Origin of the sequence: Streptomyces uncialis, from assembly GCF_036250755.1 — a bacterium.
Lineage (GTDB): Bacteria > Actinomycetota > Actinomycetes > Streptomycetales > Streptomycetaceae > Streptomyces > Streptomyces uncialis.
Genome location: NZ_CP109583.1, coordinates 2,230,192 through 2,249,060 on the forward strand (window position 1 = coordinate 2,230,192; position 18,869 = coordinate 2,249,060).

The window sequence follows — 18,869 nt, forward strand, 5'->3', positions numbered from 1 at the left end:
TTTTGGGGCGCCTCCTGTCGGTTCTTCGGGTCGGTGCCGGTCGGGATTCTCCGTCCTCGATCCGACACGCTCGGTAACACGTCCAGTGGTCCGACTGAAGAGCATCGGAGTCTGCGAGCAGAGATTCCCGCCCACCCCCTCCCGCAGCAGGGCGAGTCCGCGAGGAGGGTGGTTCAACCCCACCCGGGGCTGATGCCGGCCACCCGCAGCCTGAGAACAGCCCCAGGCGGGCGCCCCCAAAGGGGCGCGGGGAACTGCGCGAAGACGAGGGCGGACCCGCACCCGAAGAGCGACCGCAAGGGGGCACCACCCAGGGGCGCGAGGAACTGCGCACCCACGAACGGCCCGCACGGGAACAGGTACGTCCAGGTGGGGAACCCCAGGGGCGCGGGGAACTGCGCACCCACCGAGCGACGGCACAGGAACGAAGTGCGTCCACCCGGACGGACCTCAGAAGCGCAAGCGAAGGCGACCCGCGGGGAACTGCGCACCCCACGCACGACCCGGGCCCGCAAGATCGTCCCGGGTGGTGCCGAGCGGTGCTCTCGAATCCCGTATCCGCTGATCAGAGGCTTGCGGCCTTGATCAGCGTGACCTCTGGTCCACCCCGTGCACCTCCGTCCGCTCACGCACGGCTCACGCACGCTGGACGCGTCAGCGCGGACGCCGCACGCGACGCGGCTTCCTTCGCCCTCTACGTCGACAGTTACAGCACGGGAGCGCGCGCTGCCTGATGCGGATCGAGATCAAGCATGTCAGTGAGATCAAGTGGGCAGGCAAGAAGGATCTCGCATTTCTCCCCGATGCTGCCAGAAAGGGTTTCGCGACCTTCCTGACCAGAGACGCCCGACAGCTGGAGGATCTCCGTCGGAGACGGAAGCCATCGAGAAGTTGACCCAGTGCGACTGGCGACCAGCCTTTCCGGGCAGGTAGAAGGCTATGAAGGAGGCGATGGTCGACTGGGCCAGGCAGATCGCGGAAGCTGAACTTGGTGATGTGCTCTCTCGACGGTGGGCGCATAGCCAGGGAGTCGCAGGCCGAGCGGGCAGAGTCGGGCGAGTCTTGGGAAAGGATTCCGATCTGTTGGCGGCAGCTGCTGTGCTCCATGACGTCGGGTACGCACCCCGGCTCGCGGTGACCGGCTTCCACCCGCTCGACGGCGCCCGGTTCCTCCGTGACGAGCACGGTGCTGACGAGCGGCTGGTCCGGTTGGTGGCGAACCACTCCTTCGCGCTGCTGGAGGCCGAAGAACGCGGACTGCGGAAGACACTGGAGGCGGAGTTCCCCTTGCTGGAGGAGCCCCTGCTGGTGGATGCGCTGGTGTACTGCGACATGACGACCACACCCGACGGGGAACAGACCACCGCCCGGGAGCGGGTAGCGGAGATCTTGGGCCGCTACGGGACGGACAGTCTCGTCGTGCGGTTCATTCGTCGGGCGGCACCTGAGATCTTCTCTGCCGTGGAGCGGGTGGAAGCAGCCCTGGCGAGTCAGCCGAGATAGGGGTACGTGCCGGCCAGGTAGTCGCCGAGCTGCTGGCGCATGCTCGGGTGGATGTCGTACGCGTCGAGATCGTCCGGCTGGATGAAGCGGACTCCATCGGCCTCGTCGTTGATCGTGGGCTCGCCGCCGACCTGGCGGCCGATGTAGGTGTTCTCGTACTGCTGGCGGATCTCGCCGTCGGTGTAGGCGACGATGTGGTTCGGGTTGGTGTAGACACCGAGGAAGCCGGTGACCTCGGCGACGATGCCGGTCTCCTCCAGGCATTCCCGTACCGCGCACTGTGCCGCCGTCTCGCCGATGTCCTGGGCTCCGCCGGGCAGGGCCCACTGGCCGGTGTCGCGGCGGCGCTGGAGCAGGATGGCGCCCTGGTCGTCGACGACCAAGAGGTTGCTGGCCGGGATGAGGGTGTTCGCCTTCGGGGCGGTGGGTTCGTTGTAGTACTCAGTTCTGCCCATGTGTGACGGTCCCCTCCTGATCGGGTGTCCAGGGCCGCGCGGCGGCCCAGACGGCGTCGAAACTCTGAGCGTAGTTGTCGAACCACCCAGTGGCGTCAGCCCTTCTGAGGTGGAGAAGCGGGTTGGCGCTCGCCGGCTGGCCCCAGACGTGCGGGTTGATCAGCAGGTCGTCGTCATAGCGGAACATGGAGGTGTAGAGCGTCGTGTCGTGCAGCCGCACCTCGCACCCTGTCTCGGAGAGCAGAGAGCGGTAGTAGGTAAGGGAGGCGCGGATCTTGGCGGACAGGGTGTCGCCGATGCCTTCCTCACGGCCCCGGATGGCGACCGCCGTGCCGGTGGGATCGCCGAAGCACAGCCGTACCCGGACCCCTTCGGCCGCCCTCTCGGCGAGCATCTTCGCCACGTGTGGGTTGGACTGGGCGAAGAAGGTGCCGGAGAAGACAAGGACCCCGATCTGCTGCCGGGACTCCCGGAGCAGCGAGAGCCAGGTGTCCCGGGGAACGCTGGCCCGGTTCTGATAGGTACCGACGAGCTCGGGACCGAGTCCGGTGCCGGGTCGGCTGACGCGCGGGTGAGAGGCGGGCCAGAGGAAGGTCTCCTCCACCCGCAGGTGCTGCGCGACGCTGAATCGGTGCCGAGGGTGGGGCAGGCGCCCGCCGAGCCAGCGGCCGACGGTCTTGGGATCCACCTCGCAGAGTTCCGCGAGCGACTCGGGGGAGACGCCACGCTGGGCGAGTACGGAGTGCAGTCGCTCGTTCACGGGTCTCATCGAAGGCGAGACGGCCAAGATCGGACAAGGACGTTTTGGGACGTTCTTTGGAACCGAGGCAGAGACGGATCCCTACCCTGGCGGCATGCAGCTCATCGTTCTGTGGGACATCGACCACACGCTCATCGACAACGCCGGGGTGAGCAAGGAGATCTACGCGGCGGCTTTCTCGGCATTGGCGGGGCGTGTACCGGCCGGGCCTGCACGGACAGAGGGACGTACGGATCGTCTGATCATGCGGGAGATGTTCATCCGGCACAGCTTGCCCGAACCGAGCTGGCCCGCCCTTGAGGCCGCCCTCGCTCAGGCCGGAGAGGAGCGTCTTGCCGAGCTCCGCAAGCGGGGTACCGCCCTGCCCGGAGTGCGTGACGCCCTCAAAGCGGCCTCGACGCGCGATGGCTGGGTGTCCTCGGTCCTGACGGGGAACATCACGGCCAACGCCGACGTGAAACTGTCCGCCTTCGGTCTCGATTCCCTGCTGGACCTGGCTGTTGGCGCCTTCGGCGCCGACGCCGAACAGCGTCCCGATCTTGTGGGTGTCGCCCGGGAGCGGGCCCAGCGCCTTCGCGGTGTGAAGGGTGACGTGCCCGTGGTGCTTGTCGGGGACACCCCGCGCGACGTTGAGGCCGCCCTGGCCACGGGTTCCGGAATCGTCGCGGTCGCCTCGGGCATCCACAGCTCCGAAGAACTTGCTGCCGCTGGGGCGACCACCGTACTCGCCGACCTCTCCGACACATCGAGCCTCGTCCGGATCCTGGAGTCCTTCTCGGCACGCTGAAAACGTCCCAGGACGTCCCAGCGCCGTCCGTATACGCGGTGATGCTGTCCCCGCCCGCTCGGCCACCATCAGGTCTCCAGTCAAGCGACCGGCCAAGGAGGCTCATGTGAGCGGGGAAGTCACCGGAATTCGCAGGATCCGGATGCTGTACCTGCAGTTGCTGTATCGCTGCAACTTCGAGTGCCTGCACTGCTTCCACGGCAAGCGTCTCCAGCATGCCGACGCCTTCACCACCGACGAGGCGATCAACCTGCTCACACTCATGCGCGACCAGTACGGCACCGAGTCGGTCACCCTCCTCGGCGGTGAGCCGTTCGTCTACAAGGACCTGCCTCGGGTCGTCCGGTACGCCAAACAGCAGCTGGGTCTGCGGGTCGAGATCTGCACCAACGGGTACCGGATCGAACCCGGCTCGCCACGATCGCCCCGTACCTGGATCTGCTGAGGGTCTCACTGGAGGGCGTCGGCTCGACCAACGATCACATCCGCAGGTCCGGCAGCTACCAGAGCGTGCTGAACGCCCTCGGTCTTGCCCGCGAACTCGGTGTCCCCACCGGCGCGACCATGACCGTCACCTCGCGGAACATCACCGAGGTACTCCACCTCGCCGGCATCCTGGGGAACATCGGGGTGCGTCAGCTGAAACTGCACTGTCTGCGGCCGGTCGGCAACTCCGCCTCCCACCCCGAGCTCCTGATCACCGACTCCGCCGCGTACGCCGATCTGCGTGAGCGGCTCCAGGCGGCCGAACTCGCCATCGAAGTGATCGCCGACGAAGACCTGTCCGAGTACGTCGCCCCGGAGATCTGCGCCCCCGCAGCTGGCCCGTCGGAGATCGACCGGATCGAGGCCGACCCGCGCGGCGCGCTCACCATGTCCTGCAAAGCGGTCGGCAGGGACTCGCACGCCTTCTGGTACGACAAGCCCACCGACCGCATCGTCCACCGGCCCAGCCCCACCGACGAACTCACCTTCGCGGTTCCCGACGTGGTGTACGCGTGTGTCTGACCAGCCGCTGTTCGAAAGCCTCGAAGGGATTCGCGGTACCGGCAAGGAGCCGGGCGGACTGTTCGGGGCGGAGTTCATGATGCTGGTGAATCAACGTCATCATCCGGTCGAGCACTACACGTCTCCGGAAAGGCTCGGACGTCACTTCATCGGCGACTGGGACGTCCTGCTCACACTGCGCACGAACGAATTCAGCGAGCGGTCCCACATCGGTCGACTTGAGGATCACACCCACCGGATGGGCCTGCTCCTCGCGGCCCGTGCGTCCGCCGCCCGCAGCTACGAGAAGAAGGAATCATGAAGCACGAGTACGAGGCGAAATTCCTGTCCGTCGATGTCACCGACCTTCAAACGAAGCTGGCCGAGCTCAGCGCCGTCCAGGAGCTCCCGCGCACCCTCATCAACCGCAAGATCTTCGAGAACGACTCTCTCGAAAGGGGAGCCTGGATCCGGCTCCGAGACTAGGGCACCCGCTCGACGAGGAGTGGTGCCTGGGAGAGGTCGCCTTCGACTTCGACACCTGGCCGGACCTGCCCACTTTCATCGAGATCGAAGGACCTGACGAGCCCTCGGTCCGCCAGGCCGCCGCTCTTCTCGAACTGGACTACTCCGAGGCCAGGTTCGGCAGCGTGGACGAAATCTACAAGAGCGAAACAGGGCGCGACATTCTCACCGAGCCCAGTCTCCTCTTCGCCGACGCCAAGAAGAGCGGGTCGGCACCGGTCATCGCCCAGCGCGACCGACCTTGAGGGCTGATCCGTGCTGCTGGAACTGGCCATGCCATCTCATGTAATACCCGGGATCGCCGAGTTCGCCCGCGCCGGCCTGCCCGAGCCGGCGATGACCGACGACGGCAACAGATGGGTCGACGGCTTCTGCTGGCTGTACTGCGGCCGGCGATGGACCCGCGTCCTGTGGATCGGACCGGTGAGTGTGGCCGGTGTACGAGCACCGATGTACGCCTGCGGACTTGCATCCAGAAGCTTCAGGAACCGGTCCGGCAGTCCATCCTCCTCGACGATGAGCCTGCGTCGCCGCCCCATGCCGACACCGCGGCCGAGGCGTCCGGCGGACGCCGAAGAGGGAAGCACCGAGCCCAGCGGGGCAACTCGCACCGCAGGTGGGCGCCACGCGATACCCCGCTCTGACTCCGCGTCTTGCGCAGGCCCCACGACCGGCAGCGGCTAAGGCTCCCTGAATTCAGCACATCCGTACGTCACAAGCGTCCCGTCGGATCGGCGGGAGATCGGTAAAGAGGAAGGAGCACCAAGTGGGAGACATGACGCCCTCGGTCGAGGAGGGCCTTCTGGTCGCCGTGGAAGTCCTCGCGAGCGTCCACGACCGGCACGACAGCAACGCCTCCGACCCGGGACAGGGCGGCTCCGGTGACGGCCCCTGGCCGGGCGGGGACGGACTGAACCACGCGGCGTAGCCGCCGGCTCTCCGGCGGAGGGGCCGCGGCGCGGCCCCTCCGCCTCCAACACCTCGTCCGACACAGGGAAAGGAACAGCTCATGGAGCACCGTTTGGTCCGAGCAGTCGAGGAGGCACTGGGGTGGGGCGGCCCGGGTCTGCTCGGCAAGGAGTTCGCCCGGGGAAACATCAGCGACCCCGAGGTCGTGGAGAGGCTGCTCACGCCTCCCCGTCTGCTCGATATGGTGATGCGCCGCAGTCTCGCCAATCCGCAGTTCCGGTTCTTCAAAGGCGGTGCGGAGCTGCACCCCGACGCCTATCTCGACCGGCAGGTCACGCCCCGGGGCCAAGCGATCCCCATGGTGGACATACGCCGGGTGGGCGGCCTGCTGCGTGAGGGCGCGACGCTGGTGCTGGATCAGTCGAACGTCTTCGACGCCACGATGGAAGCGGCCTGCCGGGCGATGCAGTGGTGGTCCCGCGAACACGTACAGGCGAACGTGTACCTGACCACGAACGATGCTTCCGGTTTCGACCTGCACTGGGACGACCACGACGTTCTCATCGTTCAACTGGCCGGCGAGAAGCAATGGGAGGTACGCACGGCCTCCCGGCCCGTGCCCATGTTCCGGGACGCGGAGCGGAACGACACACCCGGCGAAAACATCGTGTGGACCGGCACGATGAAGACCGGCGATGTGATGCACATCCCCCGCGGCTACTGGCATGCAGCAACACGGGTGGGCCATGGCGACGGCCACAGCACTCATGTGACCTTCGGGTTCGCCAAGCGCACGGCCGTGAGCTGGCTGACTTGGCTCGCTGACTGGTCCCGCCAGGAGGAGGTGTTCCGCCATGACCTCGACCGCTGGAGCGAGCCGGAGGAGCGGGAAGCCCAGCAGCGGCTGCTGGCCACCGAAGCCACGCACCTCATCGATGCCCGAGCCCCGGAGGAATTCCTCCGCCTCCGCGAGCAGGAAGCCCCTCCCGGTCGACACGTCCCCTTTCTGGACATCTTCGGCCCGTTGCAGAGCGTGGTGTGCGTCAGCGAGTTCCCGCCGCTGGTCGAGGAAGAAGACGAGACGGTCGTCGTACGGGCTTCGGGCAAGAAGCTCACCTTCGCGTCCAAGGCCCTGCCAGGGCTCCGTGTGCTCCTCAGCGGCCACCCCGTACAGCTGGACGAGGCTGCCCGCCTGGTGGGCACGGAGATAGAGGCCCTGGCAAAGATCCTGGTGAAGGAGGAACTGTGCGCGAGTCTGACCCCCGAATTGTCCTCGGGCTACACCGGTCTCGTTACGAGCGCCGGATCCTGACAAGCGCACTGGACCTCGGTATCGACGCGATCGACACCAGCTTCAACTATCACGGCTTCTCAGCCCATGCTGCCCTGGCGGAGGCCGGACGAGATCTCCTTCCCCACTTCAAGGTGTCCACCAAAGTCGGCTTTTTCCAGGTGGTCGACCAAGCCGAGCACTCTCTCGACCCCGGTCGGCTCCGGAGGGCCATGGAGCAGACCATCCGGGATCTCGGCCGCGCTCCCGACCTGGTGTTCCTGCATAATCCGGAACGTTCCCTGCGCGATGTCTCGGCCAGAGCGCGGGATGCGCTGGGCACGGCGTGTGCGGCACTGGAGAAGGCTGTGGCAGAGGGCCTGTGCGGGGCCTGGGGCATCGCCTCCTGGGACCCGCGTCCGCTGCCCGATCTAGTGGATGACTCGACGCCGAAACCCGACGTGCTCATGGTCCGCGCGGGGCTTCTTACCGGAACGGCCGTCCTGGATGCCGCGGAAGCGCTGGCGGCCCACTGGGATCTCGGTACTGACCGACTGTGGGGCATGAGCCCGTTCGGCGGCAGGGCCGGGGACCCGCTGTGGAGCAGGCTCGACGCCCGGTTGTTCATCCAGGCTGCCGGCGCTGAGCTCTCCGGCCTCCAGGCCGCCTTCCGCACCGCGTACTGGCTGCCTCGGGTGGGAGCGGTCGCCGTCGGTACGGATGCCCCCTCCCACCTGCGGGAACTGATCGCCACACTGCGGTACGACGCTGACGGCACAAGCGTTCGCGCGTACCGCAGGTTCCTCCGCGAGCGGGCGGATCGTCAGCCTCGCTGAAGCTCGTCCGCTACCCGGGCCGCCATGTGACGCGCCGGATCGAGGCGCGGGTCCTCGGGGTGGGCGTCCGGAGCCAGGATCTTCGCGCAGACGAACAGGGTCATCAGCCGGCCGTCCCGGCTCTCCAGGTCGTGTCCCCGCTCCCGGCGGACCCGCTCGGCCAAGGCCGGGACGGCGAGGGAGTTACCCCACAAAGACGCGGCATCCAGCCCGCGCGGGGCCAAGCCCCAGTCCTCCCAGTCGAAGAGACAGAACTGCGGACCGGTCATGTTCGCCCAGTTGAGGTCGGCATGCGCCGACTGCCACTGCTGGACGGTTGGGTCGACGCCGCCGGGGAGGAATCGCTTGATCGCGCCTGTCACGTCGTGCTGCGTGATGGTGACGGTGTCCGGGGTGGCAACCCGGCTCGTGTGCTGGGCCGACAGCGCATCCAGCGACGCATTGAACTCCCGCCACCAACCGTTCGGCAGCTCGGGATCCGCGAGCAGGACGCTGCCACCGACCGGCGCCCCGGGCAGGAGGTCCGTCTCATCCGCACGCCACATCGCGGCCTCATCCGGCCTGCTCCACGCGATGGCCCGGTACCATCCGGGCTTCGCGATGCCCTCCAGCAGGGCCGCGCATTCCGTCCCGTTCCAACCCTGGCCTCCGATCCTGCCGAAGGGACGCCGCTCGATCCGTACCCACGTATCCCGGTCCGTACGGGCACCGATCGAGCGTCGCTTGCGCACCAGTGTGTGGCGGTCGACCCATGTTCGGAGGGAGCGCTCGACCTCGTCGAGCACGGTATCCACTGGCTCAACACGCAGGTCAACGACGGCAGTAGCGGGGAAAGAAGACGGCACTGAACCTCCTTGGCGACTGGCCGACGTTAGCAAGAAGCGGCTCACTCGGTTCCTGGTGACATCAGTGGGAAAGGCAGTGCCGGGGCACGTCAGAGGCGCCTCGGTCTGCCGGACACGTTCATCAGCGGTGACGCTGGGGCTGGCCAGTGCCCATAGGGAAGTAATTGCGGGGTGCGAATCCCAGGGCTGATGGATGGGACCGTGGGGCAAGGTGGTGCGTCGGCGGGCGGCTTCTGCTCGGCGGCCGGCAAGGCCAGGCGCAAAGGCAAGAAGAAGGACAAGCGGAAGAAGCGCGACCGCTGGACCGGCAGGCGGTCCGCTCACGAATCGTTCACGCAAGCCGACTCGCGGCGTCCCCACCGCGTGCCGCGCCCCGCCCCGGGAACGAGAGAAAGCCAGGTCACGGGCTATGTGACCTGGCCTTCCGCTGGAGCCCCCTCTCGGATTCGAACCGACGACCTGCGCATACAAGTGCGTCCAGCCGGACGGACCTCAGAAGCGCGAGCGAAGGCGACCCTTAGGGGGCGGACCAGCGGTTACCCCACTATGCGCTGCGCGTATACACCGTGCGTATAGTGGCGGCCATGCCAATCCACGACCAGCGCGGCGCGACGGCCGCGCGCAACAAGATGTCCACGCCACACAAGACGGGGAACCGACCGCGCGGGTTGCGTTCGCGCGCGGGTGTGGCCGTGATCACCCTCGTCACCCTCGGACTCACCACCGCGCTGACCGGGTGCGGCACCGACACCGAGGCGCCCAGCAAGGTCCGCTCCGACGCGGGTGACGACGGGAAGGGGAAGTTCGGGTCCGTCGACTGCCGCGAGGACAAGTGCATAGCCCTGACCTTCGACGCGGGGCCGCACGGCAAGCACACACCCCGGCTGCTGGACATCCTCAAGAAGGAGAAGGTCCCGGCGACGTTCTTCCTGCTGGGCAAGAAGCACATCGACACCCACCCCGAGCTGGTGCGGCGGATCGACGCCGAGGGGCATGAGATAGCCAGCCACACCTGGACGCACCGCAGGCTCACCGAGCTCGACGCCGACGAGGTGCGGTGGGAGCTGGAGCGCACGAACAAGGAGCTCAAGAAGCTGACGGGACGCGCCCCCACGCTGATGAGGCCGCCGCAGGGCCGCACCGACGAGGAGGTCAACAAGATATCCAAGAGCCTCGGGCTCTCCGAGATCCTGTGGACCGTCACGGCGAAGGACTACAAGACGACCGACTCCGCGCTGATCAAGCGCCGGGTGCTGGAACAGTCCGGGCGCGACGGGATCATCCTGCTCCACGACATCTACGACGGCACGGTGCCCGCGGTGCCGGGGATCATCGAGGAGCTGAAGTCCAAGGGCTACACGTTCGTCACCGTGCCGCAGCTGTTCGCGCCGGGGGTCCCGGAGCCGGGCAAGGTCTACCGCTGACCCGGGGCCGGGGGATCTAGGGTCGGGGGGTGGCTCTCATCGACCTGGAACGGCACTGCGCACTCGACGCGGACGAGGCATGGCGGCGGCTCACGGACTGGCCCCGGCACGGCGCTTTCGTCCCGTTCACCCGTGTCGGGGTGGACACCCCGGTGGGCGAGGGATCGACGGTGCTCGCGCGGACCGCGCTCGGACCCGTCGGCTTCGACGATCCGATGGAGATCACCGTCTGGCGCCCGCCCGAGGAGGGCCGGCCGGGCCTGTGCGGGCTGGAGAAACGCGGACGGCTGGTGCTCGGCCGGGCCGAGATCGAGGTCCGTCCCGACGGACCGGGCAGCCGGGTCCGGTGGCGCGAGGAGATCCGGGTCCGCGGTCTTCCCCAGTTCTGCGATCCCGTCCTGGCGGCGGCAGGCCGCCGGATGTTCGGGCGCACCGTGGACGGGTTGCTGCGCACCGGGAGTTGAGCCCCCGGGGAAGCCTTGGTGGCCGTGGCGTGTGTACCTATCATCTGATCATGTCCTCAGACAGAGCCCTGCCCGTGACCCCGGTGACCGTACTGACCCGGGGCGGGACCACGGCACGCTTCGACGGCGTCCGGCTGATCGTCGTACGGGGCCGGTCGACCTGGACCGTGCCGGTGCGGGCGCTGGAGTACGTCGAGCTGACGGACGACGGTGCGATACGCGCGCTGATCGCCGGTTCCGCCGACTCGGCGGATCACGGTCTGGGAGCCGTGGTCGATCTGCGGGGCCCCAACCGGTCGGCGGTCGAGGCGTTCTTCGGGCAGCTGAGCTCCGCCGTGGACCGGACCCCGTCGGCGGCCGACGGTCATGCGCTGGTCCGCCAACACGTCCGGGCGGCCGGCCGCGCCCCGCTGAGTCCCGGCTTGCGCAAGGGGCTCAGGGTCGCGGGGCTGATCCTGCTGCATCACACGGCGCTCTTCGTGTTCGGTGTGATCGCCGTGGGTTACCCCTGGCTGGTCCTGTTCACCGTGGTCACGACGGGGACGCTCGGGCTCGCGGGCGGGCTCGTCCTGTGGCGGGTCGGTCGGCGGTTCAGGTCGCTGTGGCTGCTGCGACGGCGCGGGATCGGGGTGGTCGGCGAGGCGGTCGGCCATGTCCGGATCTGGTCCAAGGGCGGGCACTGGTGGGAGTTCTCGCGGATGGACTTCGTCACGGTCGACGGGCGGCGGATGAAGGGCGTTCCCTCGGTCGTGACCGTCTGGTCCTTCTCCGACGCGTCGCGCGGCCGGGTCGAGCTCAGCTACGACCCCGAGAACCCGGAGCGCGCGAGCCGTCCGCTCACGGCCGGGTTCAGCTTGCGGACCCTGATCCTGGCCGCGCCGGGTGTGGCGCTGTTCAGCGGTTACGTGGTGACGTTCGCGCTGTTCCTGGAGGTCTGAGCTCCGGGCGGCGGACGCGGCCGGGCGCGTCGTGGTGGATCGGGGTGCGACCGCCGGTCAGGGGCGGTCCGGCGCCGCCGCGCAGTACGGCGACGATCTCCGCGGCGATCGACAGGGCCGTCTCCTGCGGGGTGCGGGCGCCGAGGTCCAGTCCGATCGGGGAACGCAGCCGCTTCAGCTGGTGTTCCGTCACACCGGTCTCGCGCAGCCGCCGTATCCGGTCCTCGTGGGTGGTGCGTGAGCCCATCGCGCCGATGTACGCGACGGGCAGCCGCAGGGCGAGCCGCAGCAGCGGTACGTCGAACTTCGGGTCATGGGTGAGGACGCAGAGCACCGTACGGGCGTCCACCTCGGTGCGCTCCAGATAGCGGTGCGGCCAGTCGACGACGACCTCGTGGGCCGCCGGGAAGCGGGCGGGGGTCGCGAAGACGGGGCGGGCGTCGCAGACGGTGACGCGGTAGCCGAGGAACGCGCCGAGGCCGACGAGGGCGGAGGCGACGTCGACCGCGCCGAAGACGATCAGCCGGGGCGGGGCGGCGGACGACTCCACGAAGAGGGCGGGCCGTCCGGTCGAGGCGCAGCCGGGAACGGTTCCGGTGCGGCCCGCCGCGAGCAGCGCCGCCGCATCATGGGCCGCCCACCGGTCCAGCTCCGGGGGGCCGCCGAGGGTCCCTTCGTGGGTGCTGTCCGGGTGGACCAGCAGGGGGCTGGGGTCCTCCGGGGTGTCGGCGGGGGGCAGTGGGCGGGCCAGGGCGGTGGGCCGGCCGTTCGCGGCGGCGGCCAGGGCGCGGGCGGTCAGGGAACGGGCGGGGCTGGTCCGGGGGACGGGGGTGACCAGGACGTCGATGCTGCCGCCGCAGGTCAGGCCGGTGGCGAAGGGGTCGTCGGCGGTGGGGCCGAAGGGTGCCAGGACGGTCCGGCCGTCCCGCAGGGCCTGTCGGCACAGCTCGTACACGGCGGCTTCGACACAGCCGCCGGAGACGGAGCCGACCGCTTCGCCGCCGGTGTCGACGGCGAGCGTCGCGCCGGGGCCCCGGGGGGCGCTGCCGTCCACGGCGACGACGGTGGCCACCGCGAAGTCGCGGCCCTGGCGGACCCATTCGTGGAGTTCCGCGGCGATGTCCAGCATCTCTCGCTCCTCGCCCTCGTCGTGCGGTCCCTACCCGGTGCCCGTCAGATGTTCGGGGCGCACGGGGGTCCGGTTCAGCTCCAGGCCCGTCGCGGCGCGGATCGCGGCGAGGACCGCCGGGGTGGCGGACAGGGTGGGCGCCTCCCCCACCCCGCGCAGTCCGTAGGGGGCGTTCGCGTCGGGGAGTTCGAGCATGTCGACGGGGAGCGAGGGGGTGTCGAGGATCGTGGGGATCAGATAGTCGGTGAAGGACGGGTTGCGCACCTTCGCGGTCACCGGGTCGACCACGATCTCCTCCATCACCGCGATCCCGAGGCCCTGGACGGTGCCGCCCTGGATCTGGCCGATGACGGACAGCGGGTTGAGGGCCTTGCCCACGTCCTGCGCGCAGGCGAGTTCGACGACCTTGACCAGTCCGAGTCCGGTGTCGACCTCGACCACCGCGCGGTGTGCGGCGAAGGAGTACTGGAGGTGGCCGTCGCCCTGGCCGGTGCGCGGGTCGAGGGACCTGGTGGGGCGGTGGCGCCACTCGCGTTCCTCCTCGATCACCTCGTCGTCGAGGACGTCCGCGAGGGAGGCGAGGACCTCCCCCGCCTCGGTGACCACGTGCCCGTCCTCCAGCCGGAGCTCGGCGGTGGCCCAGGCCGGGTGGTGGCTGCCGAATCTGCGGCGGCCCAGCTCCAGGGCGCGTTCGCGGACGAGTGCGCAGGCGTTGCGGACGGCACCGCCGGTCATGTACGTCTGCCGGGAGGCGGAGGTGGAGCCCGCGCTGCCGACCTGGGTGTCGGCGGGGTGGATGGTCACCTGGTCGACGCCGAGTTCGGTCCGGGCGATCTGCGCGTGGACGGTGACACCGCCCTGGCCGACCTCCGCCATCGCGGTGTGCACGACGGCGACGGCCTCCCCGCCCGCGCTCTCCAGCCGGACCTTGGCGGTGGAGTAGTCGTCGAAGCCCTCGGAGAAGCCGACGTTCTTGATGCCGACGGCGTATCCGACGCCCCGGACGACGTCCTCGCCGTGGGTGGTGTTGGACAGTCCGCCGGGGAGCTGGCGGATGTCGGCGCCCTCGGTGGTCTCCCACTGGCGTTCGGGGGGCATCGGCCTCGCCTTGACCCGGCGCAGCAGTTCGGCGACCGGGGCGGGGGCGTCCACGATCTGTCCGGTGGGCAGCCGGCTGCCCTGTTCCATGGCGTTGAGCCGCCGGAACTCGACGGGGTCCAGGCCGAGTTCGGCGGCGAGTTTGTCCATCTGCGCCTCGTAGGCGAAGCAGGCCTGCACCGCGCCGAAGCCGCGCATCGCTCCGCAGGGCGGGTTGTTGGTGTAGAGGGCGAGGGCCTCGATGTCGACGTGGTCGACCACGTAGGGGCCGACGGACAGGGAGGAGGCGTTGCCGACGACGGCCGGGGACGAGGAGGCGTAGGCGCCGCCGTCGAGGACGATCCGGCAGCGGACGTGGGTGAGTTTGCCGTCGCGGGTGGCGCCATGTTCGTAGTGGAGTTTCGCGGGGTGGCGGTGGACATGGCCGAAGAACGACTCGAACCGGTTGTAGACGATCTTCACGGGCCTGCCGGTGCGCAGGGCGAGCAGGCAGGCGTGGATCTGCATCGACAGGTCCTCACGGCCGCCGAACGCGCCGCCGACCCCGGCGAGCGTCATCCGTACCTTGTCCTCGGGCAGTCCGAGGACGGGCGCGATCTGGGCGCGGTCGTTGTGCAGCCACTGGGTGGCGATGTAGAGGTCGACCCCGCCGTCCTCGGCGGGGACGGCGAGCCCCGATTCGGGGCCGAGGAAGGCCTGGTCCTGCATCCCGAAGACGTATTCGCCGCGCACCACGGCGTCGGCGCGGCGGGCGGCGGCGTCGGCGTCGCCGCGGACGATGGGCTGGCGGTGGACGATGTTGGGGTGCGGGACCCGGTGGGAGTGGTGGTCGGCGCGGTCGGGGTGCAGGACGGGCGCGCCGGGCGCGGTGGCGGAGTCCTCGTCGGTGACGACGGGGAGTTCCCGGTACTCGACCTTGATCTTGGCGGCGGCGCGGCGGGCGGTCTCGGGGTGGTCGGCGGCGACGGCGGCGACGGGTTCGCCGTGGTGGCGGACCCGGCCGTGCGCGAGGACGGGGGTGTCCTGGATCTCCAGCCCGTAGTGGCGTACGGCGGTGGGCAGGTCGTCGTAGGTGAGGACGGCGTGGACGCCGGGCAGGGCGAGGGCCTCGGAGACGTCGAGGGAGACGATCTCGGCGTGGGCGACGGGTGAGCGCAGGATCTGGCCCCACAGCATGTCCTCGTGCCACATGTCGGAGGAGTACGCGAACTCGCCGGTGACCTTGAGGGTGCCGTCGGGGCGGAGGGTGGAGACGCCGATGCCGCCGGGGGCGCGGGTGGGGCGGGTGAGGCCGGTGGGGGTCGGGTCGGTGCCCATGTCAGGAGCCTTCCTGCCGGGCGGCGGCGAGCCGTACCGCGTCCATGATCTTCTCGTAGCCGGTGCAGCGGCACAGATTGCCGGACAGCGCCTCGCGGATGTCCGCGTCGGACGGGTCGGGGCAGCGGGCCAGCAGGTCGTCGGCGGCGACGAGGAGTCCGGGGGTGCAGAAGCCGCACTGGACGGCGCCCGCGTCGACGAACGCCCGCTGGACGGGGGCGAGGGTGTCGGCCCCGGCGGTGCGCGGGCCGCCGGTGGCCGGTTCCGGACGGTCGGTGTCCGGTACGTCCCGCTCGCGTCCGCGTTCGGCGGCGCGGTGGCGGGCGTGCTCGGCGAGGCCCTCGACGGTGACCACGTCCCGGCCCTCGGCCTGTCCGGCGGCGACCAGGCAGGAGCACACGGGGACATCGTCGAGGCGGACCGTGCAGGAGCCGCACTCGCCCTGTTCGCAGGCGTTCTTGGAGCCGGGCAGCCCGAGCCGTTCGCGCAGGACGTGAAGCAGGCTCTCGCCCTCCCAGACGTCGTCGGCGGTCCGGGTGCGGCCGTTGACGGTGAAGGTGACACGCATCAGAGGGCTCCTCCGCTCGCGGGGCCGGGGCGGCGGTACGACTCCCAGGCCCAGGTGAGGGTGCGGCGGGCCAGTACGGCGACCGCGTGGCGGCGGTACGCGGCGGTGCCGCGGACATCGTCGATCGGGGCGCAGGCGGCGGCGCAGAGCCCCGCGAACTCCTTGGCGACGGAGGGCGGGACGGGCCGTCCGCTGTCCCACAGGCCGTCCTCGTCGAGGGCGGCGGTCAGGAACTCCTCGGCGGTGCCCGCCCGGATCGGGGTGGGGGCGGCGGAGCCGACGCCGGTGCGGACGGTCCGGGTCCGGGGGTGCAGGGCGAACGCGAACGCGCACACGGCGATGACCATCGCGTTGCGGGTGCCGACCTTCGAGAACTGCTGGGGTCCGTCGGCCGTGTCGACATGGACGGCGCGGATCAGCTCGTCGGGGGCCAGGGCATTGCGCTTGACCCCGGTGTAGAAGGCGTCCACGGGGATGCGCCGGACGCCGCGCACCGACTCGGCCTCGATCTCGGCGCCGGCGGCGAGCAGCGCGGGGTGGGCGTCCCCGGCGGGCGAGGCGGTGCCGAGGTTGCCGCCGACCCCGCCGCGGTTGCGGATCTGCGGGGAGGCGACGGTGTGCGCGGCGAGCGCGAGGCCGGGCAGTTCGGCGCGCAGCTCGGTCATGACGCGGGTGTAGGGGACGGAGGCGCCGAGCCGGACGGTCCGCTCGCCGCGCTCCCACTCGTACAGCTCATCGATCCGGGTCAGATCGAGCAGGTGGTCCGGACGCAGATGGTCGAAGTTGATGCCGACCATCACATCGGTGCCGCCTGCGATCGGTACGGCGGCGGGGTGCGCGGCCTTCGCGGCCAGCGCCTCCTGCCAGGTCGCGGGGCGGAGGAAGTCCATCGGGCCCTCTTCGGGTCGGGCGTCGGCGGGGTGCCGGGCCGCACGGGCCCGGTCCGGTGGGCGGTCCGGTGGCCCCGGGGAGGGCGGGCCGGCCGGAGGGCCCGTTGCCCGCGCTGAGCGCGCGGTACCTCCAGTACACCGCTCGTGGGGGCCCCGCGTCAGTCAACGAACCCATGAAGAGGTCGTTCCGCCCTTCCGCGAGTCTTGTAGATTCGTATGAACAACGGGACCCGGACATCCCGGGGACTTCGTACGGAAAACCACCGCTCGCGAAGGCCGCGGGCGGGGAGCGGGTGGGCGCTGTTCCCCTGCTCCCCGTGTCCAGCGGTGCCCGGTACGGGCCGTCACCCATCGGCCCGTGCCATGACCGGATCACGACGGAACAGAACGGCGGCGACGACACCATGCGGCTGCGCGCACTGCTGGACACGGACGCGCTGGGGCTGCGGCTGCTCGGCGGCGAGGACGAGCTGGACCGGACGGTGCGCGGGGTGATGACCACCGATCTGCGGGACCCCAGCCGCTATCTGTCGGGGGGCGAGCTGGTCCTGACGGGGCTGGCGTGGCGGCGCGGACCGGCGGACTCCGAGCCGTTCGTACGCATCCTGGCGGGCGCCGGGGTCGTGGCGCTGGCGGCCGGGGAGGCGGAGCTGGGGGATGTCCCCGAGGACATGGTGCGGGCCTGCGCCAAGCACCGGCTGCCGCTCTTCGCGGTGAACGAGCGGGTGGCGTTCGCGACGATCACCGAGCACGTGGTGCGCCAGGTGTCGGGCGAGCGGGCCGGTGACCTCGCGGCGGTCGTGGACCGGCACCGCAGGCTGATGACCTCCGGGCCCGCGGGCGGCGGCCCCGACGCCGTACTGGACCTGCTCGGCTCGGACCTGGATCTGCGGGCCTGGGTGCTGTCCCCGACCGGACGCCGGATCGCCGGGCCGCACGGCCCCGGCCGGGACCTGCCGGCCGAGACGCGTACGGAGCTCGCCGCGGCCCATCTGGCGGCGGTGCGGGGCGGGCGGCGCGGGCCGCACCGGACGGCCGTCGGCGGGACCACGTACTCGCTGTTCCCGGTGCGCGGGACGCGGGGCGCCGGGGGCGGCGGCAGGGAGGGCGCCCTCGCCCAGTGGGTGCTCGCGGTGGCGGCGGACGCCGGGGAGTGGCCCGAGGAGCGTCTGGACCTGCTGCGCGGGGTGACCCAGCTGATCGCGGTGGAACGGGACCGCCGGGACTCGGCCCGCACGGTCCGGCGGCGGCTCGCGCACGAGGTGCTGGAGCTGGTGCGGTCGGGCGCCGCGCCCACCGAGATCGCGGCCCGGCTGCGGGTCGCGGCCCCGGTGCTGCTGCCGGGCCTCACGGCGGCGCCGCACTGGCAGGTGGTCGTGGCCAAGGTCGACTGGCGCGGCGAGCCGGACGGCGCCGAGCGGACCCCGGACACGGGTGACGGCGGGGCGGCCGTCCAAGCGCTGCTGGAGGAGATCCTGGTCGACCCCCGGACGGCCGGGACCGAGCCGTCGGACCGGATCGCCGTCACCCACGCGGGGGACGAGGCCGTCGCGCTGGTACCGCTGCCCGCGGTGGCCGCCGACGGGGCTCCCGTGGACGGCACGACCGGTTGCGAGCTGGCCGCCGACATCCTGCTGCGGACGGTGCGGGAACCGCTGTCGGCGGGGCTGGGCGACGAGGGGCGGCTCACCCTCGGGGTGAGCGCCACGGTCCACTCGGCGGAGGGGCTGCGCGGGGCGCTGGAGGAGGCCCGGCACGCCCGCCGGGTCGCCGCGGCCCGCCCGGGGCGGGTCAGCGCGGCGGGCCACCAGGAGCTGGCGTCGCACGTACTGCTGCTGCCGTTCGTGCCGGACGACGTGCGGCGCGCGTTCACCGCGCGACTGCTCGACCCGCTGCGGGAGTACGACCAGCGGCACCGGGCGGAGCTGATCGCGACGCTGGAGGCGTTCCTGGACTCCGACGGCTCATGGACCCGTTGCGCGGCGCGGCTGCACCTCCACGTCAACACGCTGCGCTACCGCGTCGGGCGTATCGAGCAGTTGACGGGACGGGATCTGTCGCGCCTTGAGGACAAGCTCGATTTCTTCCTCGCGCTGCGGATGAGCTGACGTCCCAAGGGGCCGCGCGGGTTCCGGGTCGTCGCTTCTACCCCGGTCGAACAGGT

General features: G+C 70.5%; 19 protein-coding genes and 1 pseudogene. 13 read left to right on the forward strand and 7 right to left on the reverse strand.

The genetic code is table 11. The features are described 5' to 3' along the window. The first annotated feature begins 939 nt into the window (after positions 1 to 939). Positions 940 to 1,503 carry an HD domain-containing protein gene (locus tag OG711_RS09095; protein ID WP_266507208.1) on the forward strand — a complete coding sequence of 188 codons (564 nt, stop codon included), beginning with the start codon at positions 940 to 942 and terminating at the stop codon, positions 1,501 to 1,503. Here OG711_RS09095 and OG711_RS09100 read toward each other — a convergent pair. After that, positions 1,491 to 1,958 (reverse strand): NUDIX hydrolase, encoded by a 468-nt coding sequence (locus OG711_RS09100; RefSeq protein WP_329559023.1) that lies wholly within the window; start codon positions 1,956 to 1,958, stop codon positions 1,491 to 1,493. The genes OG711_RS09095 and OG711_RS09100 overlap by 13 nt on opposite strands. After that, positions 1,945 to 2,718 carry an XRE family transcriptional regulator gene (locus tag OG711_RS09105; RefSeq protein WP_329559024.1) on the reverse strand — a complete coding sequence of 258 codons (774 nt, stop codon included), beginning with the start codon at positions 2,716 to 2,718 and terminating at the stop codon, positions 1,945 to 1,947. Before OG711_RS09105 ends, OG711_RS09100 begins: the two co-directional genes overlap by 14 nt. A 94-nt stretch (positions 2,719 to 2,812) precedes the next feature. Between OG711_RS09105 and OG711_RS09110 the strand changes: the two genes are divergently transcribed. The 8 genes and pseudogenes from OG711_RS09110 to OG711_RS09145 all read left to right on the forward strand — a co-directional run bounded on the left by OG711_RS09110 (position 2,813) and on the right by OG711_RS09145 (position 8,032). Then, the gene (locus tag OG711_RS09110) at positions 2,813 to 3,505 is read left to right on the forward strand and encodes an HAD family hydrolase (RefSeq protein WP_266507214.1); all 693 of its coding nucleotides are present in this window, start codon (positions 2,813 to 2,815) and stop codon (positions 3,503 to 3,505) included. A gap of 106 nt (positions 3,506 to 3,611) precedes the next feature. Beyond that, positions 3,612 to 3,950, forward strand: coding sequence for a radical SAM protein (locus OG711_RS09115; protein WP_266507216.1), 339 nt, complete (start codon positions 3,612 to 3,614; stop codon positions 3,948 to 3,950). Between the two features lie 65 nt (positions 3,951 to 4,015). After that, the gene (locus tag OG711_RS09120) at positions 4,016 to 4,513 is read left to right on the forward strand and encodes a hypothetical protein (RefSeq protein WP_329559025.1); all 498 of its coding nucleotides are present in this window, start codon (positions 4,016 to 4,018) and stop codon (positions 4,511 to 4,513) included. Beyond that, positions 4,506 to 4,814, forward strand: coding sequence for a hypothetical protein (locus tag OG711_RS09125; RefSeq protein WP_266507220.1), 309 nt, complete (start codon positions 4,506 to 4,508; stop codon positions 4,812 to 4,814). The genes OG711_RS09120 and OG711_RS09125 overlap by 8 nt, the downstream gene beginning before the upstream one ends. Beyond that, positions 4,811 to 4,972 (forward strand): annotated as a pseudogene (locus OG711_RS39090) (adenylyl cyclase); the annotation flags it as partial. The gene OG711_RS09125 and the pseudogene OG711_RS39090, both read left to right, overlap by 4 nt. Before the next feature lie 811 nt (positions 4,973 to 5,783). Then, complete coding sequence (locus OG711_RS09135; RefSeq protein WP_266510570.1) at positions 5,784 to 5,945, forward strand: hypothetical protein; 162 nt, start codon at positions 5,784 to 5,786, stop codon at positions 5,943 to 5,945. An 81-nt stretch (positions 5,946 to 6,026) separates the two neighbouring features. Then, positions 6,027 to 7,238 (forward strand): JmjC domain-containing protein, encoded by a 1,212-nt coding sequence (locus tag OG711_RS09140; RefSeq protein WP_329559026.1) that lies wholly within the window; start codon positions 6,027 to 6,029, stop codon positions 7,236 to 7,238. Next, complete coding sequence (locus OG711_RS09145) at positions 7,172 to 8,032, forward strand: aldo/keto reductase (RefSeq protein WP_329559027.1); 861 nt, start codon at positions 7,172 to 7,174, stop codon at positions 8,030 to 8,032. The genes OG711_RS09140 and OG711_RS09145 overlap by 67 nt, the downstream gene beginning before the upstream one ends. Here OG711_RS09145 and OG711_RS09150 read toward each other — a convergent pair. Further along, entirely contained in the window at positions 8,020 to 8,877 is an 858-nt protein-coding gene (locus OG711_RS09150) for a hypothetical protein (protein WP_329559028.1), read from the reverse strand. The genes OG711_RS09145 and OG711_RS09150 overlap by 13 nt on opposite strands. A gap of 629 nt (positions 8,878 to 9,506) precedes the next feature. Between OG711_RS09150 and OG711_RS09155 the strand changes: the two genes are divergently transcribed. Genes OG711_RS09155 through OG711_RS09165 form a run of 3 tightly spaced genes read left to right on the forward strand, consistent with a single transcriptional unit; the run spans position 9,507 to position 11,703 of the window. Further along, complete coding sequence (locus OG711_RS09155) at positions 9,507 to 10,301, forward strand: polysaccharide deacetylase family protein (RefSeq protein ID WP_399505061.1); 795 nt, start codon at positions 9,507 to 9,509, stop codon at positions 10,299 to 10,301. A 29-nt stretch (positions 10,302 to 10,330) separates the two neighbouring features. Next, the gene (locus OG711_RS09160) at positions 10,331 to 10,765 is read left to right on the forward strand and encodes an SRPBCC family protein (protein WP_329559029.1); all 435 of its coding nucleotides are present in this window, start codon (positions 10,331 to 10,333) and stop codon (positions 10,763 to 10,765) included. 50 nt (positions 10,766 to 10,815) lie between these two features. Next, positions 10,816 to 11,703, forward strand: a complete 888-nt coding sequence (locus OG711_RS09165) for a hypothetical protein (RefSeq protein ID WP_329559030.1) — start codon at positions 10,816 to 10,818, stop codon at positions 11,701 to 11,703. Here the strand turns inward: OG711_RS09165 and OG711_RS09170 are convergent. From OG711_RS09170 to OG711_RS09185, 4 genes are read right to left on the reverse strand one after another with little or no spacing between them, the layout of a single operon-like run. Continuing rightward, complete coding sequence (locus tag OG711_RS09170) at positions 11,660 to 12,832, reverse strand: XdhC family protein (protein WP_329559031.1); 1,173 nt, start codon at positions 12,830 to 12,832, stop codon at positions 11,660 to 11,662. The genes OG711_RS09165 and OG711_RS09170 overlap by 44 nt on opposite strands. A 30-nt stretch (positions 12,833 to 12,862) precedes the next feature. Then, positions 12,863 to 15,247, reverse strand: a complete 2,385-nt coding sequence (gene pucD / locus OG711_RS09175) for a xanthine dehydrogenase subunit D (RefSeq protein WP_073789805.1) — start codon at positions 15,245 to 15,247, stop codon at positions 12,863 to 12,865. A 1-nt stretch (position 15,248) separates the two neighbouring features. Beyond that, a complete protein-coding gene (locus OG711_RS09180; protein ID WP_073789803.1) occupies positions 15,249 to 15,815 on the reverse strand; it encodes a (2Fe-2S)-binding protein in 567 nt (188 codons plus the stop codon). Then, the gene (locus OG711_RS09185) at positions 15,815 to 16,705 is read right to left on the reverse strand and encodes an FAD binding domain-containing protein (protein WP_073789801.1); all 891 of its coding nucleotides are present in this window, start codon (positions 16,703 to 16,705) and stop codon (positions 15,815 to 15,817) included. The genes OG711_RS09180 and OG711_RS09185 overlap by 1 nt, the downstream gene beginning before the upstream one ends. A 404-nt stretch (positions 16,706 to 17,109) precedes the next feature. Here OG711_RS09185 and OG711_RS09190 point away from each other — a divergent pair, with 404 nt between their 5' ends. Further along, positions 17,110 to 18,813 carry a PucR family transcriptional regulator gene (locus OG711_RS09190; RefSeq protein WP_073790464.1) on the forward strand — a complete coding sequence of 568 codons (1,704 nt, stop codon included), beginning with the start codon at positions 17,110 to 17,112 and terminating at the stop codon, positions 18,811 to 18,813. Positions 18,814 to 18,869: the final 56 nt, after the last annotated feature.